Origin of the sequence: Monoglobus pectinilyticus (genome assembly GCF_002874775.1) — a bacterium.
GTDB lineage: Bacteria > Bacillota > Clostridia > Monoglobales > Monoglobaceae > Monoglobus > Monoglobus pectinilyticus.
In genome coordinates this window covers 358214-376095 of record NZ_CP020991.1, presented here as the reverse complement: position 1 = coordinate 376095, position 17882 = coordinate 358214, and the positions used below count along the sequence as shown (strand labels likewise).

The 17882-nt window shown below is 36.0% G+C and carries 16 protein-coding genes; 13 read left to right on the top strand and 3 right to left on the bottom strand.

Annotation, left to right across the window (positions count from 1 at the left end; translation table 11 throughout):
• The first annotated feature begins 47 nt into the window (after positions 1 to 47).
• Together B9O19_RS01645 and B9O19_RS01640 are read left to right on the top strand one after the other, a co-directional pair.
• Positions 48 to 431, top strand: a complete 384-nt coding sequence (locus B9O19_RS01645) for a Fur family transcriptional regulator (protein WP_102364807.1) — start codon at positions 48 to 50, stop codon at positions 429 to 431.
• Positions 432 to 476: 45 nt separating this feature from the next.
• Positions 477 to 1025: an NADH peroxidase gene (locus B9O19_RS01640; RefSeq protein WP_102364806.1), complete on the top strand. Its 549-nt coding sequence runs from the start codon at positions 477 to 479 to the stop codon at positions 1023 to 1025.
• A 74-nt stretch (positions 1026 to 1099) separates the two neighbouring features.
• Here the strand turns inward: B9O19_RS01640 and B9O19_RS01635 are convergent, their stop codons facing one another.
• Both B9O19_RS01635 and spoIIID read right to left on the bottom strand, forming a co-directional pair.
• Complete coding sequence (locus B9O19_RS01635; protein WP_102364805.1) at positions 1100 to 2455, bottom strand: citrate/2-methylcitrate synthase; 1356 nt, start codon at positions 2453 to 2455, stop codon at positions 1100 to 1102.
• A 242-nt stretch (positions 2456 to 2697) separates the two neighbouring features.
• Positions 2698 to 2958 (bottom strand): sporulation transcriptional regulator SpoIIID, encoded by a 261-nt coding sequence (spoIIID, locus tag B9O19_RS01630; protein WP_102364804.1) that lies wholly within the window; start codon positions 2956 to 2958, stop codon positions 2698 to 2700.
• 346 nt (positions 2959 to 3304) lie between these two features.
• Here spoIIID and B9O19_RS01625 point away from each other — a divergent pair, with 346 nt between their 5' ends.
• The 11 genes from B9O19_RS01625 (at position 3305) to B9O19_RS01575 (ending at position 14646) form a co-directional block, all read left to right on the top strand.
• Positions 3305 to 3613 carry a hypothetical protein gene (locus B9O19_RS01625; protein ID WP_102364803.1) on the top strand — a complete coding sequence of 103 codons (309 nt, stop codon included), beginning with the start codon at positions 3305 to 3307 and terminating at the stop codon, positions 3611 to 3613.
• Positions 3614 to 3643: 30 nt separating this feature from the next.
• Positions 3644 to 5680, top strand: coding sequence for a V-type ATP synthase subunit I (locus B9O19_RS01620; protein WP_102364802.1), 2037 nt, complete (start codon positions 3644 to 3646; stop codon positions 5678 to 5680).
• Between the two features lie 2 nt (positions 5681 to 5682).
• Positions 5683 to 6165, top strand: a complete 483-nt coding sequence (locus tag B9O19_RS01615) for a V-type ATP synthase subunit K (protein WP_102364801.1) — start codon at positions 5683 to 5685, stop codon at positions 6163 to 6165.
• A gap of 31 nt (positions 6166 to 6196) precedes the next feature.
• Entirely contained in the window at positions 6197 to 6787 is a 591-nt protein-coding gene (locus B9O19_RS01610) for a V-type ATP synthase subunit E (RefSeq protein WP_158648882.1), read from the top strand.
• A gap of 20 nt (positions 6788 to 6807) precedes the next feature.
• The gene (locus tag B9O19_RS01605) at positions 6808 to 7776 is read left to right on the top strand and encodes a V-type ATPase subunit (protein ID WP_102364799.1); all 969 of its coding nucleotides are present in this window, start codon (positions 6808 to 6810) and stop codon (positions 7774 to 7776) included.
• Positions 7769 to 8089 (top strand): V-type ATP synthase subunit F, encoded by a 321-nt coding sequence (locus B9O19_RS01600; protein ID WP_102364798.1) that lies wholly within the window; start codon positions 7769 to 7771, stop codon positions 8087 to 8089. The genes B9O19_RS01605 and B9O19_RS01600 overlap by 8 nt, the downstream gene beginning before the upstream one ends.
• 24 nt (positions 8090 to 8113) lie before the next feature.
• Positions 8114 to 9880: a V-type ATP synthase subunit A gene (locus B9O19_RS01595; RefSeq protein ID WP_102364797.1), complete on the top strand. Its 1767-nt coding sequence runs from the start codon at positions 8114 to 8116 to the stop codon at positions 9878 to 9880.
• A gap of 1 nt (position 9881) precedes the next feature.
• Positions 9882 to 11261, top strand: coding sequence for a V-type ATP synthase subunit B (locus B9O19_RS01590; RefSeq protein ID WP_102364796.1), 1380 nt, complete (start codon positions 9882 to 9884; stop codon positions 11259 to 11261).
• 11 nt (positions 11262 to 11272) lie between these two features.
• A complete protein-coding gene (locus tag B9O19_RS01585) occupies positions 11273 to 11959 on the top strand; it encodes a V-type ATP synthase subunit D (RefSeq protein ID WP_102364795.1) in 687 nt (228 codons plus the stop codon).
• A 77-nt stretch (positions 11960 to 12036) separates the two neighbouring features.
• Positions 12037 to 14025, top strand: a complete 1989-nt coding sequence (locus tag B9O19_RS01580; RefSeq protein WP_102364794.1) for a fructose-1,6-bisphosphatase — start codon at positions 12037 to 12039, stop codon at positions 14023 to 14025.
• A gap of 21 nt (positions 14026 to 14046) precedes the next feature.
• Entirely contained in the window at positions 14047 to 14646 is a 600-nt protein-coding gene (locus B9O19_RS01575; protein WP_172620946.1) for a GrpB family protein, read from the top strand.
• 147 nt (positions 14647 to 14793) lie between these two features.
• Here B9O19_RS01575 and B9O19_RS01570 read toward each other — a convergent pair whose 3' ends face one another.
• On the bottom strand, positions 14794 to 17511 hold the full coding sequence (locus tag B9O19_RS01570; RefSeq protein ID WP_102364792.1) for a hypothetical protein: 2718 nt from the start codon (positions 17509 to 17511) through the stop codon (positions 14794 to 14796).
• Positions 17512 to 17882 lie beyond the last annotated feature (371 nt).

Here is a 17882-nt window from a genome sequence, read left to right as displayed (position 1 = left end):
GTTTGTAAACAGTAATAGTTACTATTTCTGATTTGGAGGTACAAATTATGAAACGAAGCAGACAAAGAGAAGCTATACTGGAAATACTATGTGCCACAACGTCTCATCCAACAGCAGATTGGATATACGATAAGGTTCGTGAAAGAATCCCGAATATAAGTCTTGGAACTGTTTACAGAAACTTAAATATTTTATCCGAAAATGGAGAGATTTTGAAACTAGATGTTGGCTATGACCAAAGTCATTATGACGGCAACACAAATCCGCATAATCATTTTGTATGTCGGCGCTGCCATAGAATTTCTGATATAGAAACAGAATATGATTTTAATATAGACAGAATTGCTGAAAATCATTTTAATGGTGATATAGAATATCATACTCTTCTTTTTTATGGTACTTGTAATGAATGTTTGAGTGAAAATAATTAAGATAAAAATAAAAATTTATATATCAATTTTTTGGAGGTAATTATTATGAAAAAATGGGTTTGTGGAGTATGCGGATACATATATGAAGGAGAACAGCCGCCTGAAAAATGTCCGCAATGTAGTGCTCCGGCTGAGAAGTTTACAGAGCAGGTTTCGAATGGAGAAATGAGCTGGGCATGTGAGCATGTTGTAGGTATTGCTAAGGACGTTGATTCTAGAGTTATAGAAGGTTTACAGGCTAACTTTACAGGTGAATGTACAGAAGTTGGAATGTATCTTGCAATGTCAAGACAAGCAATCCGTGAAGGATATCCTGAAATTGGAGCTTTTTATCAGCAAGCTGCTTTTGAGGAAGCAGAACATGCAGCAAAGTTTGCTGAATTATTAGGTGAAGTAGTATATCCTGATACAAAGAAAAATCTTGAACTTCGTAAGGATGCTGAGTGCGGTGCAACCGCAGGTAAGTTAGAACTTGCTAAGTTAGCCAAGGAGTTAGGATATGACGCTATACATGACACTGTACATGAAATGGCAAAAGACGAGGCAAGACACGGCTGCGGCTTTGAAGGACTTTTAAAGAGATATTTTGGTTAATATTTAAAATTTTAAAAAAACACAGCTGACTCATATAGTCAGCCGTGTTTTTTTATACTAGGAATAAAATAAATCTATCTGTTTTCAATATCAATATAATCTTTTCTTTCGCATACGTTTTTATAAGATGGTCTGATTATTTTTCCTGCATTTATTAATTCTTCCAATCTGTGAGCGCTCCAGCCGGCAATTCTGGCAATAGCAAATATAGGAGTAAATAATTCAGTTGGAAGACCAAGCATTTTATATACAAAACCGCTGTAGAAATCAACGTTAGCACTAACGCCCTTATAAATTTTACGTTTTTCTGATATAACTTCGGGCGCAAGCCTTTCAATCATGCTGTAAAGCGTATACTCTTCATCACAGCCTTTTTCAAGAGATAGTTTTTTAACAAATGACCTAAAAATATTAGCGCGAGGATCAGAAATAGAATATACTGCATGGCCCATTCCGTAAATAAGACCGGATTTATCAAAAACTTCTCCGTCCAGCATTTTACTCAAATAATCTCTGACTTCTCCCTCATCATTCCAATTTTTAATATTTTCTTTAATATTCTCAAACATCTCCACAACTTTAATGTTTGCGCCGCCATGTTTAGGACCTTTTAAGGAACCTAATGAGGCAGCAACGACAGAATATGTGTCGGTTCCAGAACTAGATACAACATGTGTTGTAAAAGTTGAATTGTTTCCGCCGCCATGCTCGGCATGAAGTATTAATGCAATATCCAAAATTTTTGATTCTGTGGCGGTAAACTTTCCGTCAGGTCTCAGGCAATGCAGAATGTTTTCAGCTGTAGAATAATTTGCAACCGGCTGATGAATAAATAAACTGTTGCCGGAATAATAGTGATTATATGCCTGATATCCATAAACAGAAAAAAGCGGAAACAACGCTATGAGCTGCAGACATTGCCGCAATACGTTTGGAATAGATGTATCATTTGCTTTTTTATCATAAGCATATAAAGTAAGCACACTTCTTTGTAATGTGTTCATCATATCACTGCTTGGAGCTTTAAGAATTATGTCCCTAACAAAACTTGTAGGAAGTTTACGGTACTCTGAGAGCAGTGAAAGAAAGCTGTGCAGATTTTCGCTGCTTGGAAGCTCACCGAATAATAATAGGTAAGCAGTTTCTTCAAATCCGTACCTGCGCCCATTTAATCCGGATACTATATCATTAATATTATACCCTCTGTAGTAAAGTTCACCATCGCATGAAACTTCTTTTCCGTCAACAATCTTACTTGAACATATTTCGGATATTTCTGTAAGACCGGTTAAAACACCATTTCCATTGATGTCTCTGAGACCACGTTTAACGTCATATTTTTTATATAGAGCAGGGTCTATATTATTATTTTTAATACATTTTTCTGACAGCTCTATAACCTCAGGTGCAATTTGTGAAATCCTTTTCATTCGTTTTCCTCCGTTTCTTAATTTTATATAGATAATAATATTTAAATTATATCTCTAATATTGAGAACAGTCAATTAAAATTAAAAAATATTAATAAAAAGTTAATATAATATTACAATTATTGTCGTCAATATAATCGGTTAGACGACAATCTGCACAAATTGTTTGAAATATATCGAAAATTTTGCTTTAAATAATTATATAAATCTATATATAAAAAACCGCCGAAAAGGCGGTCTTAATCATCCTGTTTCTTTTATATGTCTGTATTTTTCTCTGGTTGCATTACCGCCTCTGATATGGCGTTCCATTTTGTTTTCAAGAAGAACGGAACCGACTTGGTTTGCGAGCATCAAGTTTATTTTTCTGAGTCTTTGGGTAACGTCTTTATGTACAGTAGATTTTGAAATACCAAACTTTTTTGCTGCTTCTCTGACTGTACATTTTTTTTCGACTATGTATTTCCCAAGCTCAACAGTTCTTTCTTCTATATGTTGTCTCACATTTTTCGCCTCCCGAAAACTTGTTTGTTTATGTTTATGAATGATTTTTGGAAATTAGTACAAAGTTTAATATATATGTTTATGTGCAAAATAATAATTTGTAAATAAACTAATTTTGTCAGCTAGATATATAAAAAAGAAAATTTGGCAAAATACAATTACAATGTTAAAAATCTGTATAATTTTACAAAAACTATTTACAAATTAAAAATGGTTTAGTATAATATGGACAATAAGGAAAGTATTGTATGATATTTTTAAATAAAAATGTTTCTCGACAGTTTTTATCTTGATTTTGTGGTAAACTAAGAAAGATTTACAGTTATTTTGAAAGAAGGTTTAAAATATGCCGAAAGATACAATAAATAAATTAACTGAAGCAGAGGCAAGGGCTGAAAAAATTGAAAAAGAAGCTAAAGAGCAAGCCAAAAGAATAATTGAAGACGCAAAAAAGGAAGCAGATAAAATTATGAAAAATGCTGATGACAGTATTTCAGAAATTTTATCTGATGCTTCTAAAGCGGCAAAGCTGAAAGTTGAAGAGTTAAAAAAGAATACTGATTCTAAACTTAAACAAGAGATAGAATCTATTAGAAAAAAGTCTTCAGCCGGTACTGAAGCTATATTAGAAATAGTTAAAAGAGAATTGTTATAAATTCTGCTTTATGAAGAAAGGAGGATGTGTATGGCTAAGCTGCCAATGAAAAGGGTGGAGATTTATGGATTAAAAACACACCGTAAGAGTATTTTGGAAGCTCTCCAAAGATATGGAGTTTTAGAACCGATAAGCGTAGATTTGTCAGAAGATGGTTTTGAAAAAATGGATACTTCATCGTCAGCGGCTACATTTGCAAAAGCTAGGTCAAATTTAGAACAGTCGCTTGAAGTTTTAAAGAAATATTCGCCGGAAGACGTTCCGCTGTTGGCTATGTTCAGCGGCAAAAAGATGCTGTCGGTTGAACAGTATTATGAAATGGTTGATAATTCCGACAGAGTTATGAATATTGCTCATGAGCTAAATGATTTGTCAAAACAAAATTCTGAGCTTGAAGCTGATATAGCTAAGAAAGAGAATTCGATTTTAGCTTTAAATCCTTGGCTAAATTTAGATATTCCAATGAATTTTATGGGCACTAAAAAAACTTCTGTATTAATTGGAGTTTTTCCTGAGGAGTATGAGCTTAAAGATATATTAGAACAATATAATGAAATTTTGTCGGATGAAGGGAATAGTCAAGATGAAATGTATTCAGTTGATGTTGAAATTATTTCTTCCGCACCTCAGCAGACATGTGCCGTTATAATCTGCCGTAAGGAAAAAAGAGCTGAGATAGAATCATATTTAAGAAATATTGGCTTTTCACGTCCGCAGTATGTTTCAACAGAAATTCCGGCAAATGAAATTGAAAATTTAAAAAATCTTATTCAACTTGATAAATCTATGATAGAGAAAAATACGAAAAGGATAGAGACGCAGTCAAAGCACAGAGACCTTTTGAAATTTATGGTAGACTATTATACCATGCGTATTGAAAAATATCATACCCTAGCTGATACAAATCAGAGAAAAAAGTTCTTTGTCATATATGGTTATGTTCCTGAAAAATATACAGGCAGACTGGAAGATGAATTAGTAAGAAAGTATAATGCGGCAGTAGAAATAAGTGATGTTTCAGAGGAAGACAATCCGCCTGTGCTTTTAAAAAATAATTCTATTTCAGAACCTGTGGAGACAGTGCTGGAAACATATAGTATGCCGAATAAACATGAAATAGATCCTACGTTTATAATGTCTTTATTTTATTATTTTTTATTTGGTATGATGCTGTCAGACGCCGGATATGGACTTTTAATGATTATAGGCTGCGCATTCGTAATATTACGCTATCCGGATATGAACATTGGTATAAAGAAAACATTAAAAATGTTTTTCTACTGCGGTATATCAACCTTTATTTGGGGAGTTCTGTTCGGAGGATTTTTTGGAGACGCTGTCAAGGTAATCTCAACGACGTTTTTTGGAACTTCAGTTACTATACCTCCATTATGGTTTGAACCTATAAAAGACCCAATGAGAATGCTGGTATTTTCATTTGCTGTTGGTATAGTTCATTTATTTGTTGGATTAGGAATAAAATTTTATCAGATGGCGAAAGATGGAGATATAAAAGGTGCAATTTACGATGTCGTTTTTTGGTATCTTTTGGTAGGGGGAGGAGTGGTTTATCTTCTTACTATGGATATGTTTATAAACATGGCGGAGCTTACTTTTAGATTACCTCCTGAAGTTGGAACCGCAGCCGCGGTATGCGCCGGTGTAGGAGCCCTTGGCATTATATTGTTTGCCGGGCGTTCTTCCAAAAATCCGGCAAAGCGTGTAGCAAAAGGATTATATGAGCTTTACGGTGTAACAGGATATTTAAGTGATATATTGTCATATTCGAGGCTTTTGGCTTTGGGATTGGCTACAGGGGTAATAGCTCAGGTATTTAATCAGATGGGTAGTATGTTTGGCGGAGGTTTCCTGGGAGCCATATGTTTTACTTTAGTGTTTGTTATAGGACATACTTTAAATATGGCAATAAATTTGCTGGGCGCGTATGTTCATACAAACAGACTACAGTTTGTTGAATTTTTTGGAAAATTTTATGAAGGCGGCGGAGAAAAATTTAAACCGTTTTCTGTTCACACAAATTATTTTAAGTTTAAGGAGGAAAAGTAAAAATGGGAAATTTAGGTATTGTGTTTGCATTAACCGGAGCTGCTTTAGCAGCTTTAATGGCAGGTATCGGTTCGGCAATTGGTGTTGGTATGGCAGGTGAGGCTGCTGCGGGGGTTGTTACAGAGGACCCAAACAAGTTTGGTAAAGTTTTGATTCTGCAATTGCTTCCGGGAACTCAGGGAATATACGGGCTGCTTATTGCATTTATAACTTTATCACAGATTGGTATTTTAGGCGGCAGCGGTGATATTTCTATTGCAAAAGGTCTATTATATTTGGCGGCATGTCTTCCTATGGCTTTTGTTGGACTTTGGTCAGCAAAGAGACAGGCGAGAGCAGCGGTAGCAGGTATACAGCTGGTGGCAAAACGTCCTGACCAAATGGGTAAATCAATGATATTTGCCGCAATGGTTGAAACTTATGCTATTTTGGCGCTCTTGGTATCGATTCTTTCAATAAATGGTATTGGTGGATTAAATATCTAAGCTATACTATAAATCGAAAGGAGTGATTATGGTGGCGGAAGATATTGCAGGATTAAGTTCAATTATCGGACAAATTAACAGAGAAGCGGTCGAAGCGGCTGAAAAAATAACTGCAAAAGCAAAGGAAGATGCTAAGCAGATTATAAAAAAAGCAACTGAAAGTGCTAATGATAAAATTGAAGCGGCAAAACAAAAGGCGGATATAGTGTTTAAAACTGAGTTTGAACGCGAGGAAACGTCTGCAGAACATGGTATGAGCCAAACAATACTTGAAGAAAAGCAAAAACTGCTTGACAAGTCTGTTGCAAACGCTGCTGAAAAGCTAAAGTCTCTTGACGTTAAAGAGTACTTTAATTTCTTGCAAACACTTATTTCAAAATACGCTCAAAATAAAAATGGCGAGCTTATGTTGTCAGAAAATGATATAAAAAGAATGCCGGATACGTTTAATAGTTTTGTTTCTGAAAATTATCCTGAGCTTAAAATTGTTAAGAGTAAGAAGATAGATGCCGGGTTTGTTATAAAATACGGCGATATAGAAGAAAATTGCACTATTGACGCATTAATAGAAGAAAATATCGACAGTATAAAAGAGAAAGCTTATATGAAATTATTTAGCTGACTGACTTCGGAGGTATTTATATGGTTGAGCAATACACATATGCAGTATCCAGGATACACGCCAGAGAACTTGATTTACTGAGTTCATCTGATTTGGAGCAGCTTCTTATATGTCCTGATTTTGAGACTGCTTTAAAGTATTTGACTGAAAAAGGGTATGGAATTAAAGACAATTACAGAAGCTTTGAAGAATTAGAGAAAGACGAAACAGAAAAAATGTGGGAACTCATAAATGAATTGATCCCTGATAAAACACCGTTTGAAACTCTTTTAAGACAAATCGATTTTCATAATTTAAAAGCTGCAATCAAATCTGTATTCACAGCTGAAGAAGCGGAAGGATACTTTTTGCGAGGCGGAATTGTTGAACCTCAAGTAATATTAAATGCTGTTAAGATAAAAAACTATTCTGAACTTCCTGAATTTCTTTCAGAAACTGCAGTTGAAGCGACTGAGAAGTTTGCTGAGACGGGAGACGGACAGGAGTGCGATATTTATATTGACAGACGTTGTCTTGAGACTATATTAAGCGAGGGAACAGCTTCCGACATATCTATTATAAAAGATTATGCTGAACTTTTTGTGGCGCTCAGTGATATTAAAATTGCCGCCAGAGGTGCATTGACAAAAAAATCTAAAGGGTTTATGCAGCGGGCTTTAGCCGAATGTGAAACTTTAGATGTTGATACTTTAGCTGCGGCAGCCGGAAAAAGCATAAATGATGTATATAAATATCTCGAACATACAAGTTATAAAGAAGCGGCAGAGAAACTCAGTGTGTCAATGTCAGAATTTGAAAAATGGACTGATAATAAGATTATGGATTTAATCAAAAGTCAAAAATCAAATCCTTTTACTGTCGCACCTATATTTTCATATATATTGGCAAAACAAAATGAGCTTAAAGCAGTTCAAATTATTTTGTCCGGTAAAAAGAATAATCTTCCGGATGAATTGATTAGAGAAAGGATACGTGATCTCTATGTATAATGTTGCTGTTATCGGAGATAAGGACAGCGTTGCCGGGTTCGGAACTTTGGGGCTTGACACTTATTTTACAGATACGCGTGATGAATGCAGAAAAATATTTAAACAGCTTGCATCCAGCGGAAAGTTTGCTGTAATTTATATTACTGAAAAAGCTTCGGAATATGTAGCTGATGAGATAGAAAAATATACGGAGTCTATCCTTCCTGCTGTTATAATGATACCCGGAGTATCCGGAAATACGGGTAGCGGCATACTAGGGGTAAGGAAGTCAGTAGAGAAAGCTGTCGGTTCAGATATTATATTTAATGACTAAAATGATAAATAGGAAGTGTTGAATATGGCGAAAGGAATAATTAAAAAAGTTGCCGGACCTTTGGTAATAGCAGAGGGAATGAAAGAATGTAATATGTATGATGTTGTCAGAGTTGGAGAACAGCATCTAATCGGCGAAATAATTGAGATGCACGGTGATAAAGCCTCGGTTCAGGTATATGAAGAAACTTCGGGTCTTGGTCCGGGAACGCCTGTTGTGACTACAGGTATGCCTCTCAGTGTGGAACTAGGACCCGGGCTGATTGGTAGCATTTTTGACGGTATACAAAGACCTCTTGATGATATTATGAAAGCTGCTGGAAATAACTTGCGCCGCGGAGTTGAGGTTCCTTCTTTAAAGCGGGATAAAAAGTGGGAGTTTAAGGCTTCGGCAAAAAATGGGGACAAAGTTACGGGCGGAGACGTTTTGGGGACAGTTAAGGAAACTGACGTTGTTACTCAAAAAATAATGGTGCCTCCAAATATAAGCGGTAAAATCAAGTCGATATCTGACGGAAGTTTCAAGGTTGATGAAGTTATTGCAATAATTGATACCGGCAGCGGTGAAAAAGAAATAACCTTAATGCAAAAATGGCCTGTTCGTATCGGACGTCCTTATAAAGAAAAATTGTCTCCTGACATGCCTCTTGTTACGGGTCAGCGTGTTATTGATACACTGTTCCCGATTGCGAAGGGCGGCGTGGCTTCTGTTCCGGGGCCATTCGGAAGCGGAAAGACAGTTGTTCAGCATCAGCTTGCTAAGTGGGCGGACGCTGATATAGTAGTTTATATTGGATGCGGCGAACGCGGTAATGAAATGACTGACGTATTGAACGAATTTCCTGAACTGATTGACCCTAAGACCGGGAAGTCGCTTATGGAGAGAACCGTTCTTATTGCTAACACATCTGATATGCCGGTTGCGGCTCGTGAAGCATCAATTTATACTGGTATTACAATAGCTGAATATTTTAGGGATATGGGATTCTCGGTTGCTTTAATGGCTGATTCAACTTCACGTTGGGCAGAGGCGCTGAGAGAAATGTCAGGAAGACTTGAAGAAATGCCTGGAGAAGAGGGATATCCTGCATATTTGGGAAGCCGGCTTGCACAGTTTTATGAACGTGCCGGACGTGTTGTAACGTTGGGAAGCGATGATAAAGAGGGCGCGCTTTCGGTAATAGGAGCCGTGTCTCCTCCGGGAGGAGATATTTCAGAACCGGTATCTCAGGCAACGCTTAGAATCGTTAAAGTCTTTTGGGGTCTTGACGCAAATTTGGCGTATAAAAGACACTTCCCGGCTATAAATTGGCTTACAAGTTATTCTTTATATATTGACACAATGGAAAAATGGTTTAATGAGCATGTAAACGGCAACTGGATGAATTTAAGAAATGATATAATGCATCTGCTTCAGGAAGAGTCTGAATTGGATGAAATAGTTAAAATGGTTGGAATGGACGCATTGTCTCCAACTGACAGGATAAAGCTTGAAGCCGCGCGAAGTATACGTGAGGACTTTTTGCATCAAAACGCTTTTCATGACGTAGATACCTATACGCCTTTAAAGAAACAATATTATATGATGAAGCTTATTATAGATTTTTATGAGAATAGCATAGAAGCTTTAAATAGGGGCGGAGATGTTGAAAGTTTGGTGAATCTTCCGGTACGTGAACAGATAGGAAGATTTAAATATTATAATGAAGATGATATAGACGGAGAATATAAAAAAATCCTTGAAAACTTAAATAGCGAAATATCTGGTATGCTCACAAGGGAGGCTGATTAATATGCCAAAGGAATATAGAACCATTGAAGAAGTTGCCGGCCCTCTTATGCTGGTGCGCGGTGTGGAAAATGTTAACTATAATGACTTGGGTGAAATCATATTATCCAGCGGCGAGAAACGCCGCTGTAAAGTTTTGGAAATTGACGGCAGTGACGCTATGGTACAATTGTTTGAGCCTTCAACGGGAATAAATTTATCAACAAGTAAGGTAAGATTTTTGGGAAGAAGCATGGAGCTTGGTGTCTCTGAAGATATGCTGGGCAGAGTTTTTGACGGGCTTGGCCGTCCCATTGATAATGGTCCTGAAATATTGCCTGACAAAAGAATGGACATAAATGGTCTTCCTATGAATCCGGCTGCCAGAAATTATCCTGAGGAGTTTATTCAAACTGGTATTTCTGCTATAGATGGACTTAACACTCTTGTAAGAGGACAAAAACTTCCAATATTTTCTGCAAGCGGACTTCCGCATGCGCAGCTGGCGGCACAGATTGCCAGACAGGCGACTGTAAAAGGAAAGAATGAGCAGTTCGCGGTTGTTTTTGCAGCTATGGGTATAACTTTTGAGGAATCTAACTTTTTTGTTGAAAGTTTTAAAGAAACCGGAGCAATTGACAGAACCGTTATGTTTGTAAATTTGGCTAACGACCCTGCTGTTGAACGTATTGCAACTCCGCGTATGGCGCTGACAGCGGCAGAATATTTGGCTTTTGAAAAGGATATGCACGTTTTGGTTATCCTGACTGACATTACAAATTATGCTGACGCCTTAAGAGAGGTCAGTGCAGCAAGAAAAGAAGTGCCTGGACGACGCGGATATCCAGGATATATGTATACTGACCTTGCTACAATATATGAAAGAGCCGGACGGCAGAGAGGTAAAAAGGGGTCAATAACGATGATACCTATTCTTACAATGCCGGAGGATGACAAGACTCATCCTATTCCTGATCTTACAGGGTATATTACTGAAGGTCAGATAATATTATCCCGTGAATTATACAGAAAAAATATTATGCCGCCTATAGACGTGCTTCCATCGCTTTCACGTTTGAAAGATAAGGGTATAGGAGAAGGCAAGACAAGACGTGATCACGCAGATACTATGAATCAGTTGTTTGCAGCGTATGCAAGAGGAAAAGACGCTAAAGAACTTATGGTTATTTTAGGCGAGGCCGCGTTAACTGATATAGATAAAAAGTATGCAAAGTTTGCTGATGAATTTGAGAAAAAATATGTTTCGCAGGGATATCAAACAAACCGTGATATTGAGGAGACATTAAGTATTGGATGGTCGCTTTTGTCAATTTTGCCGAGAAGCGAGTTAAAGAGAATTAAAGATGAATTTCTTGACAAATATTATGAGGAAGAAAAGAGTTAGGAGGAATTCATATGGCAATGACACAAGTAAATCCAACCAGAATGGAGCTTACACGGCTAAAGAAAAAGCTGGTAACAGCTCTTAGAGGTCACAAACTGTTAAAGGATAAACGTGATGAACTTATGCGGCGTTTTCTTGACTTGGTACGGTTTAATAAGGAGCTGCGTGAGAAGGTTGAAAAAGGAATAGAGGAAGCAAATAAGAAATTTGTGCTTGCGGCTGCCGTTATGAATGATCCCGCTTTAAAGACCGCTTTATTGGCGCCTAAGCAGTCGGTTTCAGTTAATGTGTCTAAGCAGAATGTTATGAGTGTTGAAATACCTGTCTTTGATTATCAGACAAGAACCCCGGCTGAGAATGATATTTATTCATATGGTTTTGCATTTACTTCGGGAGATTTAGATGATGCGGTAGCATCTCTGAACTCTGTTTTTCCGGATATGCTGAAGCTTGCTGAATGTGAAAAATCGTGTCAGCTAATGGCGGATGAAATTGAAAAGACAAGAAGGCGTGTAAATGCTCTTGAACACGTTATGATACCAGAATATCAGCGTCAAATAAAATATATCACTATGAAACTTGATGAGAATGAGCGTTCAACCCAAATCAGACTTATGAAAGTTAAAGATATGATGCTGAAAGAAGCAATAGAGGCAAGACGCGCCGCAGAGGAAAAAGGAATAGAGGTGCTTACTTAATAAGCACCTTTTGCCGCATATTGGACATTTAATTATTACGAAAGGAAAAGCGGATAATTCCGTATGGTTTTTGTTTTATGAAAAGTGATAAAACTGATAACAATAGAGAAAAACGTGATTATAGATATTTAAAGCTTCTTCATATGCGTTATGGGACTATCAGAAAAGCGTCTGAGGAAATTATAAATTTAAACGCAATTCTAAATCTGCCAAAAGGGACAGAACATTTTTTAAGTGATATACATGGAGAGTATGAATCATTTATTCATATTTTAAAAAATGCGTCCGGTGTAATAAAATCAAAAATAGATATGGTTTTTGAGCACACTTTGCCTGAGTCTGAAAGAAAGTCTTTGGCGACTTTGATTTATTATCCTGAAGAAAAACTGGAAATTATAAAAGAAGATATTGAGGACCTTGACGAGTGGTACACCCTTACACTGCATCGTCTTATTGAAGTGTGTAAAGTAAGCGCTTCAAAGTATACACGTTCAGTTGTTAGAAAGGCGCTTCCGGAAGGTTTTGGATATATTATTGACGAGCTGCTGCATTCTCAGGATTATGAAATGGATAAGAATGAGTATTATAAACAAATAGTAGAAACAATAATCAAAATAGGCCGTGCTGACGCTTTTATTATTGCTATGTCAAATCTAATTCAAAGACTGGCTATAGCCCGTCTTCATATAATAGGCGATATATATGACCGCGGCCCCGGTGCGCCTATAATAATGGATACTTTAATGAATCATCATAGCGTGGATATACAATGGGGCAATCATGATATAGAATGGATGGGAGCTTCATTTGGAAGCATGGCGTGTATAGCGAATGTGATACGACTCAGTTCTAAATTTGATAATATGAACACTATTGAAGGAGAATATGGAATAAGTGTGCGTCCTTTGGCGATTTTTGCAATGGAAGCCTATGCGGAAGACGATTGTGAACAATTTATTCCAAGACATATTGATGTGACTGAGTATAGCAAACATGATGAGAAACTTATTTCTAAAATACATAAGGCCATAACAATTATACAATTTAAACTTGAAGGACAAGTTATAAAGCGTCATCCCGAGTATAAAATGGAAGGTCGACTTTTATTAGATAAAATAGATTATGATAAGGGAACAATAATTATTGACGGAAAGGAATATGAGCTTGTTGACAAAAACTTTCCTACAATTGACCCGGAAAATCCGTATGAACTTACTGATGACGAATTAGAGGTAATGGAAAGACTTAGAACTGCGTTTATGACAAGTGAAAGGCTAAAAAAACACATGTATTTTATGTGTGAGAGAGGTTCTATTTATAACAGCTATAATTCTAACTTGATGTTTCACGGCTGTATTCCTATGACGCCTTCCGGAAATTTTGCCACAGTTGATATTTTTGGTAAAAAGCTTAGAGGTAAAAAACTATTTGATGAAATAGACAGAAAAGTCAGACAAGGCATGAAAGTTAAGAATGGAACTAGTGAGCATTCCGATGTTGAGGATTTGCTGTGGTATCTATGGTGCGGTCCGAAATCTCCGCTGTTTGGTAAGGACAAAATAACTACTTTTGAACAATATTTTATTGACGAGCCTAAACTGCATATAGAAAAAAAGAATCCGTATTATGCAAACGTTGAAAAACGTGATATATGTATAAAAATACTTAAGGAATTTGGGCTTTCTCCTGCAATGTCACATATTATTAACGGACATGTTCCTGTTGAAATTAAAAAAGGTCAGAGCCCGATAAAAGCCGGAGGTAAGTTATTTGTTATAGACGGTGGCCTTTCAAAAGGATATCATCCAAAGACCGGTATAGCAGGTTACACCTTATTATATAATTCCCACGGGCTTATTTTAACATCGCATGAACCTTTTGAATCAAAGCAAAAAGCTATTATGGAAGAACTTGATATACACTCTAAAACAGTAGTTTTGGAAAAAGCGGGAAAGAGGAAAATGGTGGCGGATATTGATGAGGGTGAGGTAATAAAAGAACAAATTAAAGATTTGGAAGATTTGCTTGAAGCTTATAGAGACGGAACAATAAAGCAGGCTCAGTAAATTTTATAAAAATTTTATGAAATGTTGTTGGTGGTGATTATTTTGCCTATAGATTTATCTAATATGCCGCTTGAGAAATTGTGGCAATTGTTTCCTATTTATTTAACTGGGCATAAATTATATTGGAAAAATTGGTACGAGGATGAAAAACAGAATATCTTAAAAATATTACCGTATGGCTATATTAAAAGAATAAGTCATATCGGCAGTACATCTATTGAAACAATTCAAGCTAAGCCAATTATTGATATATTATTAGAAACAACAAATGAATGCAAATTTAATTATATTAAGAAAATATTAGTTGAAAATGATTATATATGTATGTCAGAAAGTATTGCTCGCATGTCATTTAACAAGGGCTATACTGCGTGCGGATTTGCAGATAAAGTGTTTCATTTACATTTAAGGCGTTTTGGAGATAATGACGAGTTGTATTTTAGAGATTATTTAATAGAAAATGAGGATATTGCAAAATTATATGAAAAGCTAAAACTAAATTTATGGAAACGTTATGAAAATAATAGAGACGCATACACAGAAAGCAAAACTGAGTTTGTAAATTACTATACTGATAAAGCGAAGAATGTGTATGGGAATAAATATGGAGTAAAAAATTAAGAGAAATAAGTTATGAACCATACAAAATATGTACGTGCAGTATAAAAAAGAGCTCCTATGGTTTTATTTTACCATAAGAACTCTTTTTTTAGTTTATGTTTTTTCTGATTCTAATAAGTTTAGCTATATATTATTTTTTATTTGTAGTTATTTCATTATGCAAGTTTCAAAATTATTTGACCATAAAAATGCTTTAACAGTTCCATTATCAGGTGAAAGTGTTATATTTATTTCTGTCGGGGATTCTTGCCCTTTTACTTCTCTGAGTTCGGCATCTAAAACATTACCGTTTTTATCATATGACGCGGCAATAAAAAATGCAGTCTCTCCCTTATTTATGATACTGGCTTTAACATTATTACCATTTATAACAGGATTGTTTAAATAATAAAGTTCATTCAATGCGTCCGTATTTCCATTTAAAATTATATTGCTGTACTTAGCCTGTGAAAAATAGTCTTTTACAGGAACGCCTTGGATTGAATCAGTAGCAATACCAACATATATAGTATCAGATAATCCTGGAATTTCTATCGACTGTGGCTGTCTTGGATTATTCGTCCAATCTTTTCCGTCATCTGAAACGGATAATGTTATCGTGTTTCCAGTTCTCTGCATTCTCATATATTGTGGAACTCTGCATTCTTCTTTAGATGTATCATAAGAACCTGCATTATCAAGAACCGAACCGTCAGCCTTTTTAAAAAACGAAGTTTCAGCGTTTTGATTTTCACCAGCACGATAAACTGCTCTTACGTTTTCGCCATATTTTAACCATCCGTCTGCCAGCATTGCCATTTTTGAACCGTTGTCTAAGCTTTCACGTAACATTAAACCGCTTATTTGACCATTCTCATATTTTGGTATGTCAACAATTTTAGCCGTTATATCAAAGTCACCTGTAACCTGTTTATACATAAAATCACATGAATCTTCTGTACCGCCAATAAGTCCGCTTCCGCTTATTGTATAGGTTCCATCAATATCCATTGAAGAGCCGCCCTTTCCGTCAAAAGAAGGCTTTCCAATTTGCGTATGTTCAAAGGTTCCGAAATCAGAGGAAGATTTAACGTATACAATTGACGTAGGACTTTGTGTTGATTCATTTTTATTATTATATGCTTTAGAACTCAAATAATGTATTCCTGGAGCAAGAGAGATTGAATCGTTTATTTCTGCAGAATTGTCATATGTCTTAATTAATTCTGCACCGTCATAGAGTTCCATTTTTACAACACTGGTATCAGAGTTTTTGGGAGGGAGACCTATAGCTTTATAACTTAATTGTTCGTTGTCAAATAAAACAGCCCAGTTTCCATTTTCTATTTTATGCCCGTTAATCTCATCACTTAGAGATTGTATAGCGGGTTCAGTAACTATAATGTCAGGATTTTCAGGATTTGGCTGTTTTTCAGTCCAATCATTTACATATGCCTCAATCCAGGTATAACCGGTCCATTTTCCACTTTTAATAATATCGGTTTCTTTGGCTGTTCCCATATTGTTTGAAGTTTTCCAATCACTTGGTATCTCAAACACACGGCTAATATTTTCAGTTTTAATAATACCGCCAACTTCGTTTGCATTATTTATTATTCGTCCCGTTCCATTTTTTACATCAGCAACCACTCTTGCATCTATACTATCACGTTTCGGCAGCGTTGCGCCTGATTCAGCGAGAACTTGCTCATATGCTTCTTGTGCAGTTTGAGTTTTTATATCATAAATATCCATATTAACAGGAGATGATAATTTTTCAGCTTTTTCTGGGAAATTTATCCCTTTCCAGTTATCAGATGTAACTTCGTCATTGCCGGTTACATAATTTCCATTAATAAAGAAATTTGCTTTTGTTATTTCAGGAATATCATTTGATATATCATAAATTCGGCTTCTTAAATTTTCTTTTGTGCCGGGGCCAAATTTATAATAGTTATTAACCCAATTTACGTTTGATGGATTCTTAGAAACAATAGGATATTTTTCAGGATTATCCAAAGATTTAATATAATTATAAGAATATGGTTCGGCACCGTAGGCTGAATTTGTAGTGCCCCAGTCATAAATTATATTATTCCTAACATCTGTAGATACAAGCTCTCTATCCATTCTTGGACTTCGGCTGTCATGATGAGCAAGCAAATTGTGATGATAGCTTGCAAGACCGCCGCCCCAAATTGCTCCGTATCCATGAGCGCCCTTAAAATGGTCAGACATTCTTAAACTTTCGGCACCAATTGTATTTTGCATAGTTATGTTGGTTGACGGGGTATACTCAGTTTTTTCACTGGAGCCGGCATATAAAGTCAGCATTTCGTCCACGCTCCAGCTAACACTGCAGTGGTCTATAATTATATCATGGTTCCATCTTCCGCCCAAGCCGTCGGGTTCACCCTCATTGTCATCAGTAGGACGAATTTTAAGATATCTCAAAATAACGTTTGAAACACCGTGGGATAAGAGGAGATCAGAACCTGCAAAAGTTATTCCGTCGCCCGGGGCGGTTTGACCAAGTATAGTTAAGTTGTTGCTAGGTATATTTAATGTGTTGCTTAAATTTATAGTGCCGCTTACATCAAAAACAATAATTCTTCCAGGCTGAGAGACTGCGTCAGCAAAAGAACCGGCACCATTTTCATTTAAGTTGGTGACATGGTAAATTTCAGGGTTTTCGACTCCTCTAGCACCGGTTGTGTATTTTCCGCCGCCCTCAGCGCCTGGAAAGGCAAGAAGTCCGTTTTTTGTTGCTGCCTCAACAGAAACTTGTCCGTCATAGAGAGTTAAATCATTTTTCGCGAAGACCGGAGTTATTGCAGTAATCATACACGCTGCAGTGAGTCCGGCAAGCAATCTTTTAATCTTCATATTGTCCACTCCTAAAAATTGAAATTATTATACTTCATTTTATCATAATACTTAAGGTAAAACAATAGTTATTTTGTTATGTTTTACAGTCAAACAGATATTAGATATTTAAATATAATAAAATAATTGAATTGTTTGGTATGAGATTTAGGATATATAAAGTTGATTATATAAAACTAATATTATTGAACCAATAAAGTTGAATATTAATCCTGTTAAATAATAAAAAGTGGCTTTAAAGAAACAAAGCCATTATAGCAAATCACACAAAAAACTCTATAATTGTGAGAAAACAGCGCTGTCCTCAGGCTTTTAACCATGAAAAGAGCACCGTTTTTCGTAATATTTTTGAAATAGATAGTTTATTACAG

What these genes read in the sequence shown, in the direction of transcription:
- B9O19_RS01645 (WP_102364807.1), top strand. Translation starts at nt 48, where the DNA reads ATGAAACGAAGCAGACAAAGAGAAGCTATACTGGAAATACTATGTGCC.
- B9O19_RS01640 (WP_102364806.1), top strand. Translation starts at nt 477, where the DNA reads ATGAAAAAATGGGTTTGTGGAGTATGCGGATACATATATGAAGGAGAA.
- B9O19_RS01635 (WP_102364805.1), bottom strand. Translation starts at nt 2,455, where the DNA reads ATGAAAAGGATTTCACAAATTGCACCTGAGGTTATAGAGCTGTCAGAA.
- B9O19_RS01625 (WP_102364803.1), top strand. Translation starts at nt 3,305, where the DNA reads ATGCCGAAAGATACAATAAATAAATTAACTGAAGCAGAGGCAAGGGCT.
- B9O19_RS01620 (WP_102364802.1), top strand. Translation starts at nt 3,644, where the DNA reads ATGGCTAAGCTGCCAATGAAAAGGGTGGAGATTTATGGATTAAAAACA.
- B9O19_RS01615 (WP_102364801.1), top strand. Translation starts at nt 5,683, where the DNA reads ATGGGAAATTTAGGTATTGTGTTTGCATTAACCGGAGCTGCTTTAGCA.
- B9O19_RS01605 (WP_102364799.1), top strand. Translation starts at nt 6,808, where the DNA reads ATGGTTGAGCAATACACATATGCAGTATCCAGGATACACGCCAGAGAA.
- B9O19_RS01600 (WP_102364798.1), top strand. Translation starts at nt 7,769, where the DNA reads ATGTATAATGTTGCTGTTATCGGAGATAAGGACAGCGTTGCCGGGTTC.
- B9O19_RS01595 (WP_102364797.1), top strand. Translation starts at nt 8,114, where the DNA reads ATGGCGAAAGGAATAATTAAAAAAGTTGCCGGACCTTTGGTAATAGCA.
- B9O19_RS01590 (WP_102364796.1), top strand. Translation starts at nt 9,882, where the DNA reads ATGCCAAAGGAATATAGAACCATTGAAGAAGTTGCCGGCCCTCTTATG.
- B9O19_RS01585 (WP_102364795.1), top strand. Translation starts at nt 11,273, where the DNA reads ATGGCAATGACACAAGTAAATCCAACCAGAATGGAGCTTACACGGCTA.
- B9O19_RS01580 (WP_102364794.1), top strand. Translation starts at nt 12,037, where the DNA reads ATGAAAAGTGATAAAACTGATAACAATAGAGAAAAACGTGATTATAGA.
- B9O19_RS01575 (WP_172620946.1), top strand. Translation starts at nt 14,047, where the DNA reads ATGTTGTTGGTGGTGATTATTTTGCCTATAGATTTATCTAATATGCCG.
- B9O19_RS01570 (WP_102364792.1), bottom strand. Translation starts at nt 17,511, where the DNA reads ATGAAGATTAAAAGATTGCTTGCCGGACTCACTGCAGCGTGTATGATT.